This is a genomic window from Arsukibacterium sp. (genome assembly GCF_033722355.1).
In the GTDB taxonomy this organism is placed as follows: Bacteria; Pseudomonadota; Gammaproteobacteria; order Enterobacterales; family Alteromonadaceae; genus Alishewanella.
Map to the genome: position 1 here is coordinate 1 of NZ_JAWVZF010000195.1, position 4,563 is coordinate 4,563.

Annotated in this window: 7 protein-coding genes; 1 reads left to right on the forward strand and 6 read right to left on the reverse strand. The window is 50.0% G+C overall.

The genetic code is table 11. From position 1 onward, the window contains the following. The 6 genes from R3177_RS13365 to R3177_RS13390 form a co-directional block, all read right to left on the reverse strand. Positions 1-185: acyl-CoA thioesterase (locus R3177_RS13365; RefSeq protein WP_413229092.1), on the reverse strand; the 185-nt coding region annotated here is incomplete at its 3' end. Positions 186-206: 21 nt separating this feature from the next. Then, positions 207-557 (reverse strand): DUF2288 domain-containing protein, encoded by a 351-nt coding sequence (locus R3177_RS13370; protein ID WP_318971521.1) that lies wholly within the window; start codon positions 555-557, stop codon positions 207-209. A gap of 46 nt (positions 558-603) precedes the next feature. Further along, positions 604-1,953, reverse strand: coding sequence for a sigma 54-interacting transcriptional regulator (locus tag R3177_RS13375; RefSeq protein ID WP_318971522.1), 1,350 nt, complete (start codon positions 1,951-1,953; stop codon positions 604-606). Continuing rightward, positions 1,940-2,536, reverse strand: a complete 597-nt coding sequence (locus tag R3177_RS13380) for a hypothetical protein (protein WP_318971523.1) — start codon at positions 2,534-2,536, stop codon at positions 1,940-1,942. Before R3177_RS13380 ends, R3177_RS13375 begins: the two co-directional genes overlap by 14 nt. Position 2,537: 1 nt before the next feature. Further along, positions 2,538-3,950 carry a HAMP domain-containing sensor histidine kinase gene (locus R3177_RS13385; RefSeq protein WP_318971524.1) on the reverse strand — a complete coding sequence of 471 codons (1,413 nt, stop codon included), beginning with the start codon at positions 3,948-3,950 and terminating at the stop codon, positions 2,538-2,540. Between the two features lie 143 nt (positions 3,951-4,093). Beyond that, positions 4,094-4,258, reverse strand: coding sequence for a hypothetical protein (locus R3177_RS13390; protein ID WP_318971525.1), 165 nt, complete (start codon positions 4,256-4,258; stop codon positions 4,094-4,096). A 116-nt stretch (positions 4,259-4,374) separates the two neighbouring features. Here R3177_RS13390 and R3177_RS13395 point away from each other — a divergent pair. Continuing rightward, on the forward strand, positions 4,375-4,563 hold a 189-nt coding region (locus R3177_RS13395; RefSeq protein WP_318971526.1), incomplete at its 3' end, for a hypothetical protein.

Here is a 4,563-nt window from a genome sequence, read left to right on the forward strand (position 1 = left end):
ACCCTGTCTGCAGAGGCCGTTACACAATATTTGCCACTGAATTTCGAGGCACTGGCAAACGCTATCTGATCCATCAGTGATAATAGGTGACCGCCGTGGATTTTACCGCTGAAATTCGAATGCGATGGCAGCATCAGCTGCGATAAGGTAATTTCTGAACTGGCTACTGTTTTATAAAGCGTCATTGCCAGGCTCCGTCGTTCTGATTAATTATTATGCACCGGCTTATCCTGCACCAGCACCCAGGGCGAAATAACCACGGCCCATAATTCGGTATTATTATCAAACCATTGCTTTGCCTGCAGCTCTGTCGTCCGTTCCACTGTTGCTGCGCCGAGCCAATCGGCCACCCGTTGTTTATCATCAGCACTGAAAGCATAGGCTACGTCTATCAGATCGTGTTCGGCGCTGACTGTGATCACCGAACCTGCAGCATAAAATTTTTGTAATTGGGGCCAGTGGATCCGGGCAGTTTCGCTGATAATTTTCGCTTTCAGCAGTTCAGGGCTTTCGCCCTCTGCACTTTGCGAGCCATCTGGCGGATTTATTGTGCTCATTACAGTCTCCGTTAGCAAAAGCAGCGGGATAGGACAGCCGTGGATGTTACTCCGGTGATTCGTCCTCGGCGGCTACCCGTGCTGCATTTAAATCATGCTTTTTTAATAGTTTATAAAAATCTGTCCGGTTACGCCCGGCAAGCTCGGCGGCTCTGGTCACATTGCCTTCGGTCATTTTTAAAACCCGGACCAGATACTGACATTCAAACTGGTCGCGTGCTTCGGTCAGGCTGGGCCAATAACTGCTATTCTGCGATAAAGCTTGTTCTACCAGACTCTGGCCTATTACCGGACTATGGGTCAGCGCCACGCATTGTTCTATGACATTGACCAACTGACGCACATTGCCGGGCCATTTGGCGGTTGCCAGTGTTTGCATCGCATCATCGGCAAAGCGGGTTACTTTAACATTATGCCGCTCAGCACTTAGTGCCAGCACATGACGGGCCAGCAACGGGATATCTTCCGGCCGCTGCTCCAGACCCGGCAGTTGCAGATTCACGACATTTAACCGGTAATATAAATCCTCCCGGAAGCTGCCCTCCGCCATGGCCTGTTGTAAATCGCGATGGGTTGCCGATAAGACCCGCACATTTATCGGCACACTCTTGCTGCTGCCTACCGGCCTAATTTGCCTCTCCTGCAATGCCCGCAATAGTTTAACCTGTAATGATACCGGCATATCGCCAATTTCATCCAGGAATAAGGTACCGCCATCCGCTTCACGAAATAGCCCGCCATGCTCAGATACTGCACCGGTAAACGCACCTTTACTATGACCAAACAGCTCAGATTCAAGCAAATGCTCTGGCAAGGCGCCACAGTTAATTGCCACAAAGGGCTGTTTTGCCCGGGGACTGGCTTTATGAATGGCTCTGGCCAGCAATTCCTTACCGGTACCACTGGCACCAGTAATTAATACGCTGACATCGCGCTGCGCTACCCGGTAGGCCTGCTCAAGCAAGGCGGTCATCAATGGGCTGCGGCTGACAATTTCGTCCCGCCAGTCCGCTTGTTCCGGTACCGATTGGTGTACCGCCTGTTTCAGAATGTCACGCAGTTCAGCGTTATTCAAAGGCTTGGTTAAAAAGCCAAACACCCCGCGCTGGGTTGCTGCCACCGCTTCCGGGATAGAGCCATGTGCCGTCATCAGCACCACCGGTAGTCCCTGATAACGTTTGGCAATTTCATCAAACAAGCTCATGCCATCCAGCCCCGGCATCCGCAAATCACTTAACACCACATCGAAGCTTTGTTTGTTTAAGATAGTCAGTGCTGTTTCTGCGCAATCCGCACTCACCACCTGATAGCCCTCGCCTTCCAACCGCAATGTCAGCAGCCGCAGCAGGCTTGGATCATCATCAACTAACAGTAAACGCGGTTTAGAGTCGGCCATTGTTGCCCTCATTGATACTCTGGTTAAGCTGTGCTTCAATTTGTGTCAATGCATCAATTTTTTTCTGTAACTCTCTGTTCTTTTTTTGCAGCCGTTCAATATTTTCGTGTTGCTGCACATTCAGCCGGGTCAGGGCACTTACCGCTGATTCTGTCTCCAGTAATTTCTGATTGAAAATCAGATCCCAACTGAGCAGCGCCGCTAACCCCGGAGGCAGTTGCGCAATTTGCTCAGCTAATTGCATTTGCACCCGCAACCGGGTTAAGTAGGGAGTATCCGGATGCAGCTGCAGCATAACGCGTTGCAGTGACTGCACCGGGTCTGGTTCAGTCACCTCAGCCAACGACTCGCGCCACACCTCTTTGTTATCAAGCAAACTGGCCCGGTACTGAACCCAGGCTTGCAGCGTAGCGGCATCATCATTCAGGCTTAACGCTACAGCAGAGCCCGGGGTAATTTCCTCTGCAACGACAGGCTGTTCGGTGAACTCAGGTTCTGTTACCGGCTCTGGCACCGGCGGCTGCTGGTTTAACAGCTGGCAGCCTGACAACAGCGCCAGCAGTAATATCAGCGTCACTCTCATGTTACTTTTCCTCCAGCAGTGGCAATCGCACTCTGATACAAACATCAGCGTATACCACATCAACAATATCGGCATGCCCACCTAATAAACGAGCGCAATCTGCCACGATAGATAACCCCAGGCCCGACCCCTGAACCGAATCGAACCTTGGGGTAGTACCCCGCTGAAACGGTTCAAATAATTTTTCCCGCAGTGCCGTGGGGATGGGCGCACCATTATTGGCGACATCCAGCACCAGCATGTCATCCTTTTTATACAACTTCACCCAGACCGGACTGCCTTCGGCCCCATAAGCCTGAGCGTTATTAATCAGATTATCCAGTATCCGCCGGAACAGCGTTTCATCGGTGTAGAAAGAGCTTAACTGGCAATCAAGCTTTATTTGCTGCTGGCGTTGTTGTAATGACAAGGCGTGATCAGCAAAACAGGCTTGCAACAATTGCTGAGGTACCTGATGACTCAATTCAGGCTTGGCTTGTTGCAGCAGCCGGTTGTAATCCAGCAATTGCTCCGTCAGCTGACTCAGCCGGTCAGCGCTGCCATTGAGCAGCATCACCACTTCAAGTTGTTGTGAATTTAATGGCCCCAGTAACTGCTCGGTCAATAGGGCGCAGCCTTCCCGGATACTGGATAACGGCGTTTTAAGCTCATGCGAGGCATGGCGCAATAAAATCAGCCGTAAAGCTTCCAGTTGCTGTAAGCGTGAACTCAACCAGCGCAGCTGTTCACCGAGCTCAGACAGTTCCCGCGGGCCATCCAGCTTGCCCTCAGGAAACTGTTGCTGCTGACCAATCGCCCGGATCATTTTATCCAGTTTTTGCACCGGCGCAGCCACCCGGCCTGATGCCCATAATACCAGCAGCAAAGTTAATACCACTAACGCCACCGTTTGCCAGGCCTGGCGTTGCTGGGCATCCTGTACCAGCTGCTGCTGATCAACCAGCCGCTGTTCCAGTAAATCCCATATTTGCTGACTGATCCGCTGCTGACGCAGTCTGATTTGCTGCAAAAGTTGCTCAAGTGGTGCACCACTGAGCTGAGTATACTCTGCTGCCAACTGCTGCAAATCTGCCTGTTGCTGCAGACAATCACTCAGTTCAGGTAAGTCGTTGCACAGCTGGCTGAGACTGGCCTGCTGATTATTGATATGGCTTAGTGCCACTCTGGCCAATGCTTCGGTTTTAACCACGGCATACTGGCGTACCGCACGCTCAATATCAACCACCAGATTTTGCATACTTTCGGCGCGGCGGACACTGATAACGGCGCTTTCTGCCTCACTGGTTGCAAAACGGCTCAGCCCGGACAACGCTTTATGACTTTGCCACATTAAAACACCCACTGGGATCATCGCCAGCAAAAAGCTCAGAATAACCAGTTGACGTAATGAAGCCGTTCGCAGAGGGAAGCGCATAGGAAAATAAATTAAGCAAAAGTTAGCGTTAGCATAACCTGTTTCAACAAAAAAAACAGGCCAGTAAGGAGCGCTGGCCTGAATAAGCATTCAGTCAAAAACCGAACTCATGAGAATATGAAAGCAAACCGTCTGAGACGGGCTTAAACCGGGGTGTAGTTTACCGTTTCAGCACTAATAACAGCCGCTTGCTGTTGCTCCCAGGCCTGAACACTGGGGTTATTTAAATCAATCCGACGCACCATTGCTACCACTAACATCATATTGGCAACCAGGAACATCGTGATAAATACTAAGAATAAATCCATAACACACCTCCGGTAATTACCGTGGGTGTATCAACTCTTGTGCCAACTTTTATTACTGTTTTATATCAATATCTTAGAATATAAATAAGTCGCACTCACAGTTTTTGCCGCCAATAGTGTCTGCCATTAGCGACACTATTGGCGACACATACCAAAAGGCTTTAAATATCAACAATTTAAGCTGTATGCAATTTGCGACACAAGAATTAAGCAATTGTTTTAATTCAAATAAACCCATACTGCTGGGCAACCCGATCAAAGTAATCGAGGCAGGTCTTAGCGTACTGGCGTTTCTCAACATAGCT

Coding starts and splice junctions, on each gene's coding strand:
- R3177_RS13370 (WP_318971521.1), bottom strand. CDS start 557: ATGAGCACAATAAATCCGCCAGATGGCTCGCAAAGTGCAGAGGGCGAA.
- R3177_RS13375 (WP_318971522.1), bottom strand. CDS start 1,953: ATGGCCGACTCTAAACCGCGTTTACTGTTAGTTGATGATGATCCAAGC.
- R3177_RS13380 (WP_318971523.1), bottom strand. CDS start 2,536: ATGAGAGTGACGCTGATATTACTGCTGGCGCTGTTGTCAGGCTGCCAG.
- R3177_RS13385 (WP_318971524.1), bottom strand. CDS start 3,950: ATGCGCTTCCCTCTGCGAACGGCTTCATTACGTCAACTGGTTATTCTG.
- R3177_RS13390 (WP_318971525.1), bottom strand. CDS start 4,258: ATGGATTTATTCTTAGTATTTATCACGATGTTCCTGGTTGCCAATATG.